At 62.1% G+C, this 14,535-nt stretch carries 14 protein-coding genes and 1 other RNA gene; 7 read left to right on the top strand and 8 right to left on the bottom strand.

Annotated features, from left to right (window positions below; genetic code table 11):
• Positions 1-4: 4 nt before the first annotated feature.
• The 4 genes from recR to AC1DON_RS21595 all read right to left on the bottom strand — a co-directional run bounded on the left by recR (position 5) and on the right by AC1DON_RS21595 (position 4,139).
• On the bottom strand, positions 5-604 hold the full coding sequence (gene recR / locus AC1DON_RS21610; protein ID WP_476936900.1) for a recombination mediator RecR: 600 nt from the start codon (positions 602-604) through the stop codon (positions 5-7).
• A gap of 105 nt (positions 605-709) precedes the next feature.
• Positions 710-1,039, bottom strand: coding sequence for a YbaB/EbfC family nucleoid-associated protein (locus AC1DON_RS21605; protein ID WP_476936922.1), 330 nt, complete (start codon positions 1,037-1,039; stop codon positions 710-712).
• Positions 1,039-2,847, bottom strand: coding sequence for a DNA polymerase III subunit gamma/tau (locus AC1DON_RS21600; protein ID WP_476936899.1), 1,809 nt, complete (start codon positions 2,845-2,847; stop codon positions 1,039-1,041). Before AC1DON_RS21600 ends, AC1DON_RS21605 begins: the two co-directional genes overlap by 1 nt.
• A 146-nt stretch (positions 2,848-2,993) precedes the next feature.
• Positions 2,994-4,139, bottom strand: coding sequence for a carbohydrate porin (locus AC1DON_RS21595; protein ID WP_476936898.1), 1,146 nt, complete (start codon positions 4,137-4,139; stop codon positions 2,994-2,996).
• A 140-nt stretch (positions 4,140-4,279) separates the two neighbouring features.
• On the opposite strand from AC1DON_RS21595, the gene AC1DON_RS21590 reads away from it, so the two are divergent.
• Positions 4,280-4,507 carry a hypothetical protein gene (locus tag AC1DON_RS21590; RefSeq protein WP_476936897.1) on the top strand — a complete coding sequence of 76 codons (228 nt, stop codon included), beginning with the start codon at positions 4,280-4,282 and terminating at the stop codon, positions 4,505-4,507.
• Here the strand turns inward: AC1DON_RS21590 and AC1DON_RS21585 are convergent, their stop codons facing one another.
• Positions 4,508-6,466 (bottom strand): methyl-accepting chemotaxis protein, encoded by a 1,959-nt coding sequence (locus AC1DON_RS21585; RefSeq protein WP_476936896.1) that lies wholly within the window; start codon positions 6,464-6,466, stop codon positions 4,508-4,510.
• A 216-nt stretch (positions 6,467-6,682) separates the two neighbouring features.
• Here AC1DON_RS21585 and AC1DON_RS21580 point away from each other — a divergent pair, with 216 nt between their 5' ends.
• The gene (locus tag AC1DON_RS21580) at positions 6,683-7,408 is read left to right on the top strand and encodes a metallophosphoesterase (protein ID WP_476936895.1); all 726 of its coding nucleotides are present in this window, start codon (positions 6,683-6,685) and stop codon (positions 7,406-7,408) included.
• Positions 7,409-7,446: 38 nt separating this feature from the next.
• Here the strand turns inward: AC1DON_RS21580 and ffs are convergent.
• Positions 7,447-7,542, bottom strand: an RNA gene (gene ffs / locus AC1DON_RS21575) — signal recognition particle sRNA small type.
• Positions 7,543-7,660: 118 nt separating this feature from the next.
• On the opposite strand from ffs, the gene pelA reads away from it, so the two are divergent.
• The 4 genes from pelA (at position 7,661) to AC1DON_RS21555 (ending at position 12,535) form a co-directional block, all read left to right on the top strand.
• A complete protein-coding gene (gene pelA, locus AC1DON_RS21570) occupies positions 7,661-8,959 on the top strand; it encodes a pectate lyase (protein WP_476936894.1) in 1,299 nt (432 codons plus the stop codon).
• 15 nt (positions 8,960-8,974) lie between these two features.
• Positions 8,975-10,606, top strand: coding sequence for a glycoside hydrolase family 13 protein (locus tag AC1DON_RS21565; RefSeq protein ID WP_476936893.1), 1,632 nt, complete (start codon positions 8,975-8,977; stop codon positions 10,604-10,606).
• A 208-nt stretch (positions 10,607-10,814) separates the two neighbouring features.
• The gene (locus AC1DON_RS21560; RefSeq protein ID WP_476936892.1) at positions 10,815-11,840 is read left to right on the top strand and encodes a class I SAM-dependent methyltransferase; all 1,026 of its coding nucleotides are present in this window, start codon (positions 10,815-10,817) and stop codon (positions 11,838-11,840) included.
• The gene (locus AC1DON_RS21555) at positions 11,837-12,535 is read left to right on the top strand and encodes a pseudouridine synthase (protein WP_476936891.1); all 699 of its coding nucleotides are present in this window, start codon (positions 11,837-11,839) and stop codon (positions 12,533-12,535) included. Before AC1DON_RS21560 ends, AC1DON_RS21555 begins: the two co-directional genes overlap by 4 nt.
• On the opposite strand, the gene AC1DON_RS21550 is transcribed toward AC1DON_RS21555, so the two are convergent.
• Complete coding sequence (locus tag AC1DON_RS21550; protein ID WP_476936890.1) at positions 12,527-13,132, bottom strand: TetR/AcrR family transcriptional regulator; 606 nt, start codon at positions 13,130-13,132, stop codon at positions 12,527-12,529. The genes AC1DON_RS21555 and AC1DON_RS21550 overlap by 9 nt on opposite strands.
• A gap of 98 nt (positions 13,133-13,230) precedes the next feature.
• Between AC1DON_RS21550 and AC1DON_RS21545 the strand changes: the two genes are divergently transcribed.
• Positions 13,231-13,626, top strand: coding sequence for a hypothetical protein (locus AC1DON_RS21545; protein ID WP_476936889.1), 396 nt, complete (start codon positions 13,231-13,233; stop codon positions 13,624-13,626).
• A gap of 12 nt (positions 13,627-13,638) precedes the next feature.
• On the opposite strand, the gene aguB is transcribed toward AC1DON_RS21545, so the two are convergent.
• Positions 13,639-14,520, bottom strand: a complete 882-nt coding sequence (gene aguB / locus AC1DON_RS21540; protein WP_476936888.1) for an N-carbamoylputrescine amidase — start codon at positions 14,518-14,520, stop codon at positions 13,639-13,641.
• Positions 14,521-14,535 lie beyond the last annotated feature (15 nt).

Raw genomic sequence — 14,535 nt, 5'->3', positions numbered from 1 at the left:
ACTTTTACCGGCGAGAGCGGAAGGCGTGCGCTATAGTCCCATCATCGAGCCAGTCAAGGTCGCCGCCGACCGGCACGCCGCGCGCCAGATGCGAGATCGTCAGGCTGTTGTCATGGTATTTCAGGCGGTCGGCAATATAGTGCGCTGTCGTCTGGCCTTCGACGGTCGCGGGCAATGCCATGACGATCTCGGTGATCCCCCCGGCCTTGATGCGTTCGATCAGCCCTTCCATGCGCAGATCTTCGGGCCGGACACCATCGAGCGCCGACAGCAGCCCTCCCAGCACGTGATAGCGGCCGGAAAAGGCGCCGACGCGCTCCATGGCCCACAAGGAACTGTCTTCTTCGACGACGCAGATCATGGCGCGGTCGCGCGCCGGATCCGAGCATATGGCGCAAGGGTCCTGCGTCGACAGCGATCCGCAGATGCGGCAGGTCGTCACCTTGTCGGCAGCATCCTGCATGGCGGCGGTCAGCGGCAGCAGGAGTTGTTCGCGACGCTTCAGCAGCGCCAGCGCCGCGCGCCGGGCCGAGCGCTGCCCGAGGCCAGGAAGCTTGGCCAGCAGCGCCATGAGGCGTTCGATTTCAGGTCCGGCTCCGGCCATTGGGTCTCTGTGCAAAGGAAGTAAGAAGCCCCACCACCGCATCTAGCGCTTCGCGCGTCGTGCGGTCCCCCTCCCCGGCAAAGCCAGGGAGGTATGAGATAGGACTTAGAAAAACTTCGGCATATTGGGCAGGCCGCCATTGGCGCCCAGCGGACCGGCGGCTTCGGCCATAAGCTTCTGGTTCAGTTCGTCCAGCTTCTTCTGCGCGTCCTTGTGCGCCGCCATAATCAGGTCGGCCAGCACTTCGGAATCGCCTTCCTTCATCAGGCTGTCATCGATCTTGAGCGTGGCGATTTCGCCCGTGCCCTTGACCTCGATCGCCACCAGTCCGGCGCCCGAAGCGCCCGATACGACGCTTTCGTGCATCTTGGTCTGGGCCTCAGCGAACTGCTGCTGGACCTTTTGTGCCTGCTTCATCAATGCCTGGAAATCCATCACTCATCATCCTTGTCTTCGTCGTCGTTTTCGTCAGGAGCCACCGTAACATCGGGCGCCATGGGTTTAATGCGGGCGCGGATCGCGGTGATCTCCGCCCCCGGGAAGGTCGAAAGCAGTGTCGCCACGAACGGACTTTCCAGGATCTTGGCCTTGGCCGCAGCGGTTTCGCGCTGGTCGCGCTCATAGACGGTTTCGGCGCCGCCCTGCCCTTCGGTGGCGATCAGCCAACGCTGGCCCGTCCACTCCTTCAGCTTCATGCTGAGCTTGCGGACCAGGTCGATCGGCGCATTGGGCGCCGGTTCGAAGGTAATCGCACCCGGCCGGAACGAGACCAGCCGGACATAGCGCTCGACATCGACGCGCAGGCCGATATCGCGCTTGTCCTCGATCATCCTCAGCACTTCGGCGAAGGTCTGCGGATTGGGCACTTCTACGGGCGCCGGCGCCGGACGGACCATCGCCGAACCGCGCATCTGCGTGCCCTGCGGCATGCCACCGCCACCGCCCGGTCCACCGACCAGGGGCTCGCCCGATTGCAGGCGCTTCATCAGGACTTCGGGCCCGGGCAGGTCGGAGGCGTAGCACATGCGCACCAGCGCCATCTCGAAAGCCGCACTGGTGTCCGGCGCGCGGCGCAGTTCCTCGAACGCCTTGAGCATCAGGGTCCACAGCCGCGAAAGGGTCCCTGCTGACAGCTGCGAGCCCAGGGCCGTGATCCGCATGGCCTGGGCCTTGGGCAGGCGCGTGGCGTCGGCGCCCAGCACCTTGGCCACCGAGGCGGCGTGGCAATATTCGAGCAGGTCACCCATCAACTGGACCGGATCGGCGCCAAAACCATAAAGCGTGCGGAAGGCCAGCAGGGCTTCGCTCATCTGGCCGGAAATAACGTTTTCGAACAGCCCCAGCGTCGCCGAGCGATCGGCCAGGCCCAGCATGTCACGCACCGATTCCGTACCGACCGTCTCGCCCGGATTGCCCTGGACCAGGGCCTGATCCAGCAGGGACAGCGAGTCGCGCACCGAGCCTTCGGCGGCCCGGGCGATCAGGGCCAGGGCATCGGGTTCGATCTTGACGCCTTCCAGACCGCAGATCTTTTCCAGATGCGGCATCAAGGTTTCGGGCTCGACGCGGCGCAGGTCGAAACGCTGGCACCGCGACAGGATGGTCACCGGAACCTTGCGGATTTCCGTCGTCGCAAAGATGAACTTGGCGTGGGGTGGCGGCTCTTCCAGCGTCTTCAGCAGCGCGTTGAAGGCGCCGGTCGACAGCATGTGGACTTCGTCGATGACGTAGACCTTGTAGCGCGCCTCGACAGGCGCATAGCGCACCGATTCCAGCAGTTCGCGCATGGCGTCGACGCCGGTCCGCGAGGCAGCATCCAGTTCGAGTACGTCGATATGGCGGCCATCGATGATCGCCTGGTCGTGGCGGCCCATGACTTTGAGCTCGACGCTCGGCTGATGGACGGTGTCGGTGTCATAATTGAGCGCGCGCGCCAGGAGACGGGCGGTCGTCGTCTTACCCACTCCGCGCACGCCGGTCAGCATGAAGGCGTGGGCGATGCGGTTGGAGGCAAAGGCATTGGTCAGCGTCCGAACCATGGCCTCCTGACCGATAAGGTCCTCGAAGGTGCGCGGCCGGTATTTGCGCGCCAGGACGGTGTAGGATTCCGACTTGGCCGTCGTCTGCGCCGGCGCATTGGGCACCGGCGTCGACTCGCCGAAAATATCCGCCGTCAAATCGTCGCGCGCGTCTTCGATGGCGGCGTCAGCAAAAGGATCATCAAGGTCGGGACTATCGGACATGGGCGATTTATAGTCGGAAACACACAGTTTAACAGCCATAAAGCGCGATTCGCCGGCAACCGGCTAACCGGTTGTCCACGGTTCCGTTGCCGCAGGCTGCGACACCTACCTATATGTTTCATCAGTCGCCCGCCGACAAGGGCAGGTTACAAGGCTTCCAGCCCCAAGCGGAAGCGCACGCCAGCGACCGCCGCGTCCTTGACCGACGGATCACCCGACGGGTTGCGGATATATTGCACGTCCGGCTGGACCGAGAACCCGCTGCGGATCTCAAAGCGATAGCTCAGCTCGACGATCGTCTCGGGTTCGAGATCGACACCCAGGCTGTCGGCATAGGGACGGCCAAAGCGTGCGTGGGCGATCGAAATGCCCACGGCGTCGGAATCGCGGCCGGCCAACGGCCCTGTATAGACCAGCCCGCCGCCGGCATAGGTTTCCACGGCATGGATGTCGGGATTGGCCTGGCCCGCGCGCAGCCAGCCTGACAGCCCCTGGCCGTCGTCTCCTGCTTCCCGGATAAAGTCATACTTGATCTGGGCATAGGCGCCGTCATTGCCCTTTGTCTGACCCTGCCCGTCGAGACGGTCGGCCAGTGCGCTGCACGACCACGCGCCCAGCTTGACATAGCCGCGCGGGAAGTTGTGTTCCAGTTCGGCGACCCAGTGCACACCATCGCCCTTGTCGAAGCGCAGGGCGACAAAGCGTTTAAGATTGCCAGGATCGCCCGGCACGCCATCGAAGACGCCAGCGCGCAAGCGGGTCTCGTCAGTCACGCGCCATTCGGCGACTGCGCCCAACCCCGATATCGGGAAGATGGACGGCCCGGACTGGGCGTACTCGGCGCCAATGCCATGCGACGCGTTGAGAAACAGCCCACCGGCTTCCTGGACGTCGAATATGCCATTGAGGTTGACGATGCCTGCGGTCAGCACGAAGCGCTCGTCGGCCGAGGTCTTGCGTACCCAGGCTTCGAACAGGCGTACGCCTGGAGGCGCATCGATATTGGAAACCACCTGGGCGTCGCCGCTATAGGTTTCGGAGAAGCCGCCGCCTGCATCGGCCAGCACATAGCCGAACGCTTCCCAGCCAGTGTCGCCGGTCCATGCCGCCGACAGGTCGAGATTAGCCATGACGCGCGTGCCTTCGCGCAGTCCGCCCTGGGTATTGGACAATAGATCCGTGGTCAGGACAGCATCGAAGGCCGTCTCGGCACAAGCCGGCGCGGCGAAGCCAAGAGCCAAACAAATGGCCAGACTTCTTACCAGTATATTGTTACCACAGATACGCGCCATGTTACAGATTCCCAGCATTCTACTTGCTTCGAACGTAACATAACCTTGCTATATTAAGGTTCACGGGCATGCTTAACCAGCAGTAAACGTCGGCCCGGTTCTTGCCGGTCGACACGTATCTTTATGGAACGCGTGCTATTATGAAACTCTTTGCCCTCGGACTTGTCGCCCTGCTCGCCCTGCCGGTCCCGGTTCTGGCAAAAGCGCCGGCGTCAGACACCTATCGCGCCTGCCTTGCTGACGCCCTGCGGCCGATCACCGGCAGCTCGGCCTATCGCAACGGGTCGGTGCGCGAGAAGCGCGCCCTGCTCAACGGTTATAACGCCGAGGTCACTCGCCTGCGCGCCGCCTGCCGCGCCAGCCGCTAATCAGGCAGCCTCGGTCACGCCGTTCATCTTGGTCAGGAAGTCCGCCACGCGGCCACGCAAGACATTCGCCTGCTCGGACAGGTCCTGCGACGAGCCATAGAGCTGGGCCGAGGCATCGCCGCTTTCCGTCGTCACGTTCGATACGTCTTGCAGGTTATCGCTGATCATCTGCGTGCCTTCAGCGGCCAATGCCATGTTGCGCGCGATGTCCTGGGTCGTCGCCGACTGTTCTTCGACCGCCGAAGCGACCGAGGTTGTCGCCTGAGTGATGTTGTCGACGGAGGTCTTGATGTCCGACAGGGCGCCGATAATGTCGCCGGATGCCAGCCGCATCTCTTCGATCACGCTGTTGATTTCGCCGATCGAGCGGTTGGTCTGGTTGGCAAGGTTCTTGACCTCACCGGCCACGACCGCAAAACCGCGCCCGGCGTCGCCGGCACGCGCCGACTCGATCGTCGCATTGAGCGCCAGAAGATTGATCTGGCTGGAGATACCGGCGATAACGGCCGTGACTTCATTAACCCGTTCTGACGCCTTGGCCAGCTTCTGCGCCAAAAGGTCGGCGTTCTGGACCTTGGTATAGGACTCGCGCACCAGGTCGTTGGTCACCTGGATCTGGCTGGAGATTTCGCGGATCGAGGCTGACATCTCTTCGGCGGCTGCGGCTACCGTATGGACGTTCGACGTCGCGTGGCTAGCCGCTGACGAAGCCGATACGGCCAGGCCGGCGCTGCGCTTCAGTTCGTCAGTCATGTTTGATGCGACGCGCGAAAGCTCTTCGGCGGACGCCGCCAGGCCCGATACAACGTGCTGGACGTTGTTTTCGAACTCGTGTGCCAGGTGCGTCTTGGCCGTCACCACGTCCCAGACCAGCATGGCGGCGACATACTCGCCCTTCTGGTCGCGGACGGCCGAAATCTGCAGGTCGATCGATTCCGGGCCAAGAGTGATCTTGGCCCGGTGCGGCAGGTTCTTTGGATCACTCAGAAGGCGGCGCTGATGTTCCGGATGGTTATGGAAGACGTCGATGGACTGGCCGACGATTTGACCGCCCTTGATCGGCATATACGCCTCTAGACGCTGCAGCAGGTCCATGGTCGACGTGTTGGCATAGTTGACGCGCAGATTGTCGCGCACGTCGACCGACATGACCGAGGTCGGCATACTCTGGACCATCTGGTTGACCATGAAGGCCTCACGCGCATTGCCGCGCAGGGTCTCGGTCGCGCGCGCCAGTATGCCTATTTCGTCGCGCCGGCGCAGATAGTCGATGTCGATGTCCGTGTCACCCCTGGCGATGGAGGTAATGGTTCCGGCCATGGCGTTCAGTGGCTTCAGAATATCGCGCCACAGCAGCCACGCCATCAGCACGACTCCGAAGATCGCCAGGGCGGAGAGAATGCTGACGATCAGTTGCATCTGCGCGCTGGCCGCGACGGCGTCGGCATCCGCCTTTTTCATCCAGCCGTCGATTTCGTTGGACAGCGACTCAAGGCCGCCTTCCAGTTGGGTGAAGTGGGGTATGAACTCTGCCACAGCCCCTACGCCATTGCCGGCGACAATGCCAGCCATGGCCGTCTCTCCGGCGGCCTTGTAGGCCTCAATTCCCTGGAGGCTGGTGTCAAAGCTCTTTTTCAGGCCGGGCGGCAGGTTCTCGGCGCGGTTCTTTTCGAGATTGCTGCGAAAATTGGCAGCATGGGCTTCAAAATCCTTTTGCGCGGCGGCGACGCCTTCGGCATCTCCGGCCGTTTGCGCAACCATGGCGCCCAGCACGTCGGCGCGCATGGCGTCGTGCATCATGTCGCCTTCCATGTGCCTTTGCGTAATGGCGGTAATGGTTGAGGACTGCTTGAAATGTGCTTCGGTCAGGTTCGACGAATGCCAGTTGACGCCGACGACCGCCATGACCAGGCAGGCACAGGTGGCGCCAAGGCCGACAAATTTCGTGCGCAAATTCATACTCTTACTCCAACCGCAAGGCGCCCCCTTCCGGCCACTGCGCCTGGGGCGAGATGATCGGTGCGACTGTGCACTTATGTACCCGCGTTATGCTTAACGCGGCCTTAAGTCCTCGCCTGTCAGTTGAACAAAAGCACGGTGCGGTAAGCGGCAACAGGTTGGCTTTATTTACCAAAGCGGGTTCGCATCGCGCGATCACCACCCTACATTAGGGTCATGCCTTCCCGTATTTCCCGCCTCACCTACGCCATCGGCGACATTCATGGTTACGACAGCCATTTCGAGCGCCTGATCGATCGCATTCGCATCGATGCCGAGCAGACCGGTGAAAAGCCGCGCATCGTGCTCCTGGGCGACTATATCGATCGGGGACCAGCATCCAGGCAGGTCCTGGAGCGCATTCTTCGCCTGGAAGCCGCGCCGTGGTGCGACCTGGTCGCGCTGAAGGGCAATCACGAAGATGCCTTGTTGCGCTTTCTCGATGAACCGGAATTCGGTGATACCTGGCGCACCTGGGGCGGCGCCGCGACACTCGCCAGCTATGGCGTCGCCATGCCGTTCCTCACCAACACGATTGAGACTTGGCAAGAAGTCAGCGTAGCGTTTGCGGCCACTATCGTTCCGGCCCACCGCGCCATGCTGGAGCGGCTACCGGCGATTTATCAGGCCGACGACTATCTGTTTGTCCACGCTGGCGTCGATCCCGACAGGCTGCTGACGGAACAAGGGCCGGAAACATGGATGTATATTCGCGGCCGCTTCCTGCGCGCCGAGAAGGCCTGCGACTATGTCGTCGTCCATGGCCACACGCCGGAAGACGAACCGTCCAACACGCCGTGGCGAGTTGGAGTGGATACCGGCATCTACTTCAACGGCGTACTGACGGCCGTGCGGCTTCACGGTGAGACGCGCAGCTTCCTCAGTGTCGAGGGCGATATCTGATTTCGGGGGAATCGTTGTCCGCGACATCTGAGCGGTATCAAGGTGAGACGGTGCGACCCGAAGGTGAATTCGTTGTGGCTGCTGCCTTCCGGCCCTGACCAGGTTGGCGAGGCCTCCGCCCGCACCGTCTCACGGCCTATATGCGTATTTTGCATCTTCCGTGCAAGAGAATTTTCAAATGCCACCGGTGTCAAAGTGACTTGCCCTGCCGTCTGCCTCATGGCAAGGTCGCCGCAAACAGGGAATACAGACATGATTTCGCGTACGCTCCTTACCACTTTTGTCCTTTCGGCGGCGCTTCTCAGCAGCCCGGCCCTTGCCGAGGTGATTGGCCAGAACGTGCCATCCTTGCCCCTGACGGCTGAGCGCATTGCGACCCTGCCCGAGGCCAGCCGCGGCGCCTGGGCGCGCTACATCAAGACGTCAACTACCCTTGAAGCGGCAGATAAGGCCGCGCTCGCCGCCGAGCGCGAAGGCCTGGCGACCCTGCCCAAGCCGTCGCCCCACGGTGACAGCGCCAAGACGATGCCACTGAAAAATCCGGACGCGTGGTACGCCACGCCGGATGCCCGTCGCGTCGCCGACACGATCGTCAGCTTCCAGACGCCGGCCGGGGGCTGGGGCAAGAACATGCTGCGCGACGTACCCGTGCGTGAACGCGGCCAGTCCTACACCGGTGACAATGTTTCGGCCTTTTTGAAGCCCGGCGACAATGACGCCCCGGCCGAAGGCAACTGGAACTATGTCGGCACCTTCGACAATGGCGCCACGACGACCGAGCTGAAATACCTGGCGCTGATCGCAGCCGCCAATCCGGGCGCCGACGGCGATGCCTATCGCAAGGCCGCTTTGCGCGGGCTTGAATACATGCTGACGGCGCAGTTTCCCAATGGCGGCTGGCCGCAGGTCTTCCCGCTGCAGGGCGGCTATCACGACGCGGTCACCTATAATGATGACGCCTTAGGGGATGTGACTGAGGTCCTGACCTTCGCCGCCGAAGGCCGCAATGGTTTCGCCTTCGTGCCACAGGGTCTTCGCGATCGCGCCGGCATGGCGGTCGAACGCGCCGTCGAATGCATCCTCGCCAGCCAGGTCCGCATCGACGGCAAGCTGACCGTGTGGGGGCAGCAACACGACGCCCTCACCCTCGAGCCAACTTCGGCGCGCAATTTTGAGCCGCCCTCGCTGTCGAGCAGTGAGAGCGCCGGTCTGCTGGTCTACCTGATGCAGATCAAAAATCCATCGCCGCCCATCGTCGCCTCGGTGCACGCCGGAGTCGCCTGGCTCAAGGCCGCAGCCCTCAAGGATGTCGCCTGGGTCAAGATTCCGGATGACCGCGTGCTGCAGGCCCAGCCGGGCGCGCCGCTTCTGTGGTCACGTTATTACGACCTCAAGACCGGCAAGCCGATTTTCGGCGACCGCGACAAGTCGATCCACGACACGGTCAGTGAGATCAGCCAGGAACGCCGCCGCGGCTATTCGTGGTACAATACGACGCCGCAAAAGGCGCTGGACGCCTATGCCAAATGGAGCCAGACTCATCCGCAATAACAGCGGAGGTCACCTGTGCCCGACACACTCAACGGCTACAGCCGGCGCTGGTGGAAGGAAGCGGTCGTCTATCAGATCTATCCGCGCTCCTTCTGCGACAGCAATGGCGACGGCATAGGCGACCTGCGCGGCATTCTTGAGAAATTGCCGCACATCCAGGGCCTGGGCGTCGATGTTATCTGGCTGAGCCCGCATTTCGACTCGCCCAATGCTGACAATGGCTACGACATCCGCGATTATCGCAGCGTGATGGCCGAGTTCGGCACCATGGCTGATTTCGATGCGCTGCTCGGCGCCATCCACGCCAGCGGCATAAAGCTGATCATCGACCTGGTGGTCAACCATTCCAGCGACGAGCACATCTGGTTCGCCGAAAGCCGCAAGGGCCGGGATAACCCCTATCGCGACTACTATATCTGGCGGCCAGGACACGGCGACCAGCCCCCCAACAACTGGGCCTCGATCTTCCTGGGCCCGGCGTGGACGCGAGACGGCGACGACTGGTACCTGCACCTCTTTGCCAGCAAGCAGCCCGATCTCAACTGGGAGAACCCGGCGGTCCGCCATGAAGTCCACGACCTGATGCGCTTCTGGCTCGACAAGGGCGTTGACGGTTTCCGCATGGACGTCATTCCTTTCATTTCCAAAGATCAGGAATTCAAGGATCTCCTTGCAGATCAACAGGCCAAGCCGCAGTTCGCTTATACGACTGGCCCGAAGCTTCATGAATATCTGCAGGAAATGCGTCGGGAAGCGCTGGCGCCCTACGACACCATGACGGTGGGTGAGGCGTTTGGCGTGACTCTGGACCAGACGCCCCTGCTGGTCGACGAACGGCGCGGCGAACTGGACATGATCTTCCAGTTCGATACGGTCGAAGTCGATCGCGGGCCTGACGGGAAGTGGAAAAAGTGGCCCCTGCCCGACCTGAAACGCATCTTTACCCGCCATGAAGCGGCGCTCGACAAGCATTGCTGGCCGACCGTCTTCTTTTCCAACCACGACAACCCGCGCGTCGTGTCGCGCTATGGCGACGACAGCCCACAATGGCGGATTAAATCAGCCCAGGTCATGGCAACACTGTTGCTGACCATGAAGGGTACGCCCTTCATGTACCAGGGCGACGAGATCGGCATGACCAACTTTCCATTCACGGCGCCTGAGCAGTTCGATGACCTGTGGACCAAGGCCGCCTGGCGCGCGGAGGTCGATAGCGGCCGCGTGACGCCCGAGGCTTTTCTGTTCAACCAGAACAAGGTCAGCCGCGATCATGCCCGCACGCCGATGCAGTGGTCGGATGCGCCAAACGGTGGATTTACGACGGGCACGCCATGGCTGGCGGTCAATCCGGATTACAGCCAGGTCAACGCGCAGACCTCACGCGACCTCTATGACGCGTTCGCCCGCCTGATCGCCCTGCGCCATGCTGAGCCCGCCCTGATCTACGGCGATTTCCGCGACCGGATGCCGGATCATCCGCATCTGTTCGTCTATGAGCGGACGATCGACGGCAAGGGCTTTGTCGTGGCACTGAACTTCTCCGCCGAGACGCAGGTGTGTGAGTTGCCGGATGAGGTCGCGTTCAGCAATTACAACGACACCACTACTCATTTGCGCGGCTGGGAAGCGCGAGTGTATCGCTTCTAATCCCCTCTCCCCGCTAGCGGGGAGAGGGCGAGGATGAGGGGCAACCAAAGTTGCCGCGCGCTGAAAAGTCGGAATGCCCCTCATCCGGTCCAGCGAGTTGGACCACCCAGCGCTGGCGAAAGCTATACTTTCGCTGGCGCTATACCCCGCAAGCAGGGAGAAGGACTTACTTTGCCTTTTCCGCGCTTGTGTGTCACAAGCCCGGCCGATGAATGATCCGATTTATGAAACCCTGCTGTTGCCCATCGAAGACGGCAGCATCACCCTGCCCGAAGACGGCGCCCTGTTCCTGCGCGCGCGAACCGGCTTCCCGTCCCTGCCCGTCGCCCAAATCGTCTGCGAACAAAGCTTCCGGCCGACGCACGACGCCCTGGTTCGTTCAGGCTTCACCGTCCGCGAGCCTGGTGATGCGCGCACCTTTGGCCTGACCCTCGTCTCGCCCCAGCGCCAGCGCGACGAAAACCGCGCCCTGCTGGCCCAGGCCATCAAGGCGACGCGCGATGGCGGCATCGTCATGGCGTCGCAGTCCAATACCCAGGGCGCCAAGACGTTCGAGACCGAGCTGGAAGCCCTGGCTGGCAACGTCACCAGCCTGTCCAAGAACAAGTGCCGCGTCTTCTGGGCGCGCATCGATCGCAGCCAGGTCAATTCTGACTTACTGGAAACGTGGCTCAGCAACGATGCTCCACGCCGCAATGACGCAGGCTATCTCAGCCGCCCGGGCCTGTTCGCCTGGGATCGCATCGACGCCGGCTCGCAAAGACTGATCGACCACCTGCCCACCGACCTGTCCGGCCGCACCGCCGACCTGGGCGCTGGCTTCGGCTTCCTGGCCGACGCAGCCTTCAAGCGATGCCCGAAACTCACTCACATTGACCTCTATGAAGCCGAACAACGCGCGCTCGATCTGGCGCGCGAGAACCTGGCCGGTTACGGCGACCGCGCCCAGTTCCACTGGGCTGACGTGACCCGCGGCGTCACCGGTGAATACGACGTCATCCTCTCAAACCCGCCCTTCCACGTCGACCGCGAAGACCGCAGCGATATCGGCCAGGCCTTTATTCGCGCAGCCGCTGGCGCGCTAAAATCCGGCGGCCAGCTGTTCATGGTCGCTAACCGCCACCTGCCGTACGAAGAGACGCTCAAGGCTGTCTTCAAGTCGGTGAAGATGCTGGCCGACACCGGCGGCTACAAGATTATCCAGGCCATCGGTCCGCAAAATAAGCGCAAATGAAGCTGATCAAGCACCTCGCCAATCTCGGTTACGGCAGCCGCAAGGAGATCCAGAAGCTCCTGCGCATGGGCAAGTTCACCGATGCCGCCGGCGCCACGATCGATGAGGACAGCACGATCGCGCATGACGATATCCGTTATCGCGGCAAGCCGCTCGACCCCGACTTCGGCGTCGTGCTGATACTCAACAAACCGACCGGCTATGTCTGTTCGCTCAAGGACCGCGGCCAGCTTGTCTACGAGTTGTTGCCCGAACGCTTTGCCCTGCGCAAGCCGGTGCTATCGACCATCGGCCGGCTCGATTCGGACACGTCGGGACTGCTGCTGTTTACCGACGATGGCGATTATCTGCACCGCATCATCTCGCCGAGAAACCACGTTTCCAAAATATATGAAGTGACGTGCGCACGGCCGATACAGCTTGAATATAAAGAGATTTTCGCCGCAGGCACCCTGGTGCTCGAAAGCGAGAAGGACGCACTTAAACCGGCGTTTCTGGAAATAACCGGTGAGATGACTGCCCGGCTGACGCTCTATGAAGGCCGCTATCACCAAGTCCGGCGCATGTTCGCCGCCGTCGGCAACCACGTCGAAACCCTGCACCGTTCGCAGATGGCGGAGCTGACGCTTGGCAACCTTAAACCCGGCCAGTGGCGCATATTGACACCTGCCGAGCGCGACGGCTTGTTAGTTTAGCCCATTCGCGTCCAGAAGCGTGGCAATCGTCGCTTTGAGCGTGGCGGCGACCTGATTGGGCGTGCGTCTCTCGCTGAGCAACCGGAACATCCCCATGCTGGTCAGGCCGAAGATCAGGTCGCTGCACTCAGCGCGCCCGGCCTCCGGCCCCGCAATGCGGCCAAGCAGGGTATCAAAAACCATCCGGCGACGGGCATTACGCTCGGCAATGGCTTCGGCAAATTCCGGGTCGGTGGCGGCGGCATCGTGCAACTGCGCGAAAAACATGTGGTCGCCCCAGAATTCACACAAGACGTCTATTGCGTGGTTTAGCCCTTCGCGCGGCACCTCCGCCTGCATCGCTTCGGCCATGCGCATGATACCGCCACGCCGGGCGTTCTCGTCGAACACCGCCTCCAGCAATCCACGCCGCGATCCGAACTGTTTGTAGACCGTCAGGCGTGTCACACCGGCAGCCCTCGCGACCGCTTCCATTGACAGCATGGCAGGTCCGCCATCCAGCAGGCGCGCAGCCGCATCCAGCACCTTCTGGCGTTTTTCGGCAGCGGCGGCATCACGCTTGGCGCTGACATAGGGACGTGGGGGCAGATCGGGCATTTTCCGCTTGAAGTTCAGTTTACACTATGTATATCTATATTTCAGTGAACGATGCGTATACTGAATTGCCTTTCAAGACTGCCGCAAAAGAGAGCGCCATGCAAATCCTCATCATTATAGCCCTGATTCTGCACGTATTATCGGCGGTGTTCTGGATGGGATCGTCTGGCACCCTCGGCCGAAGCGGCGGGCAGATGGCGGAAGTGCTCTTTCCGTGGCAGTTGGCAGGCATTGTCATTGTGGTGCTGACAGGTGGGTTTTTGTGGAGCCAACTCCACGCGGGTGGGTTCGGTACCTATGAGCAGACTCTGGCGGCCGGCGCGGGCCTGGCCCTGCTGGCCGCCATAACGCAGATTGTCCTGGTCGCGCCGAACCTGCGTAAGCTCAAAAACAGCGACGCCAAGGCACGCAAAACCGCCGCCGGCGCGCACCGCGTCGCATCGGGCCTTCTGGGCGTCTGCCTGATCTGTATGGTCATCGCGCGGTTCGTTTAAGCCCTTAAGGCTTTACGCCGGGCGCGGATTGCTCAGCGGCGCGTAAAACTCCGGCCGGCGGTCGCGGAAGAAGCCCCAGGCGGCACGGTGCGTCTTCAGGTAATCGAGGTCGAATTCCGCGACCAGGATGCCCTCTTCCTTCGCGCCATATTCCTGGACCTTGTCGCCACGATGGTTGGCGATGAAGCTATGACCGTAAAAGGTCTGGCCGCAGCCGTTCTGCGGTGAGATCAGGCTTTCGGTGCCGATACGATTCGACGCCACGACGGGGATGACATTGGCGACCGCGTGGCCCTGCATGACGCGCTGCCAGGGCGCGGCGGTATCGAGCGAATCGTCGTGCGGCTCCGAGCCAATGGCGGTCGGGTAGAACAGGATTTCAGCACCCAGCAGCGCCATGGCGCGCGCGGCTTCCGGATACCATTGGTCCCAGCAGATGCCGACGCCGATGCGGGCGTATTTCGTGTCCCACACTTTGAAGCCGGTATCGCCGGGGCGGAAATAGTACTTTTCCTGATAGCCGGGACCGTCTGGAATGTGGCTCTTACGATAGACGCCGAGCAGCTCGCCGCCGGCGTCAATGACGACCAGGCTGTTGAAATAGTGCGGCCCCTCCGACTCATAGATCGAGGTCGGAATGACGACGTCCAGTTCCTTGGCCAGCTTCTGCATGGCCAGGACCGCCGGATGCGTGCGCCACGGATAGGCGGTGGCGAACCACTTCTCTTCCTGGCTGACGCAGAAATATTCGCCCTGGAACAGCTCCGACGGCAGAATGACCTGCGCGCCCTGCGCCGCCGCATCGCGAACCAGCGCTTCGGTTTTGGCGATATTGGCGTCCATGTCCGGACCGTAGGCGGTTTGCAGCGCTGCGACCTTCACCGTGCGGGTCATGGCAGGTACTCCAGA

Source organism: Asticcacaulis sp. P4_H10 (assembly GCF_056400965.1).
This window is presented reverse-complemented; position numbering and strand designations above follow the sequence as displayed.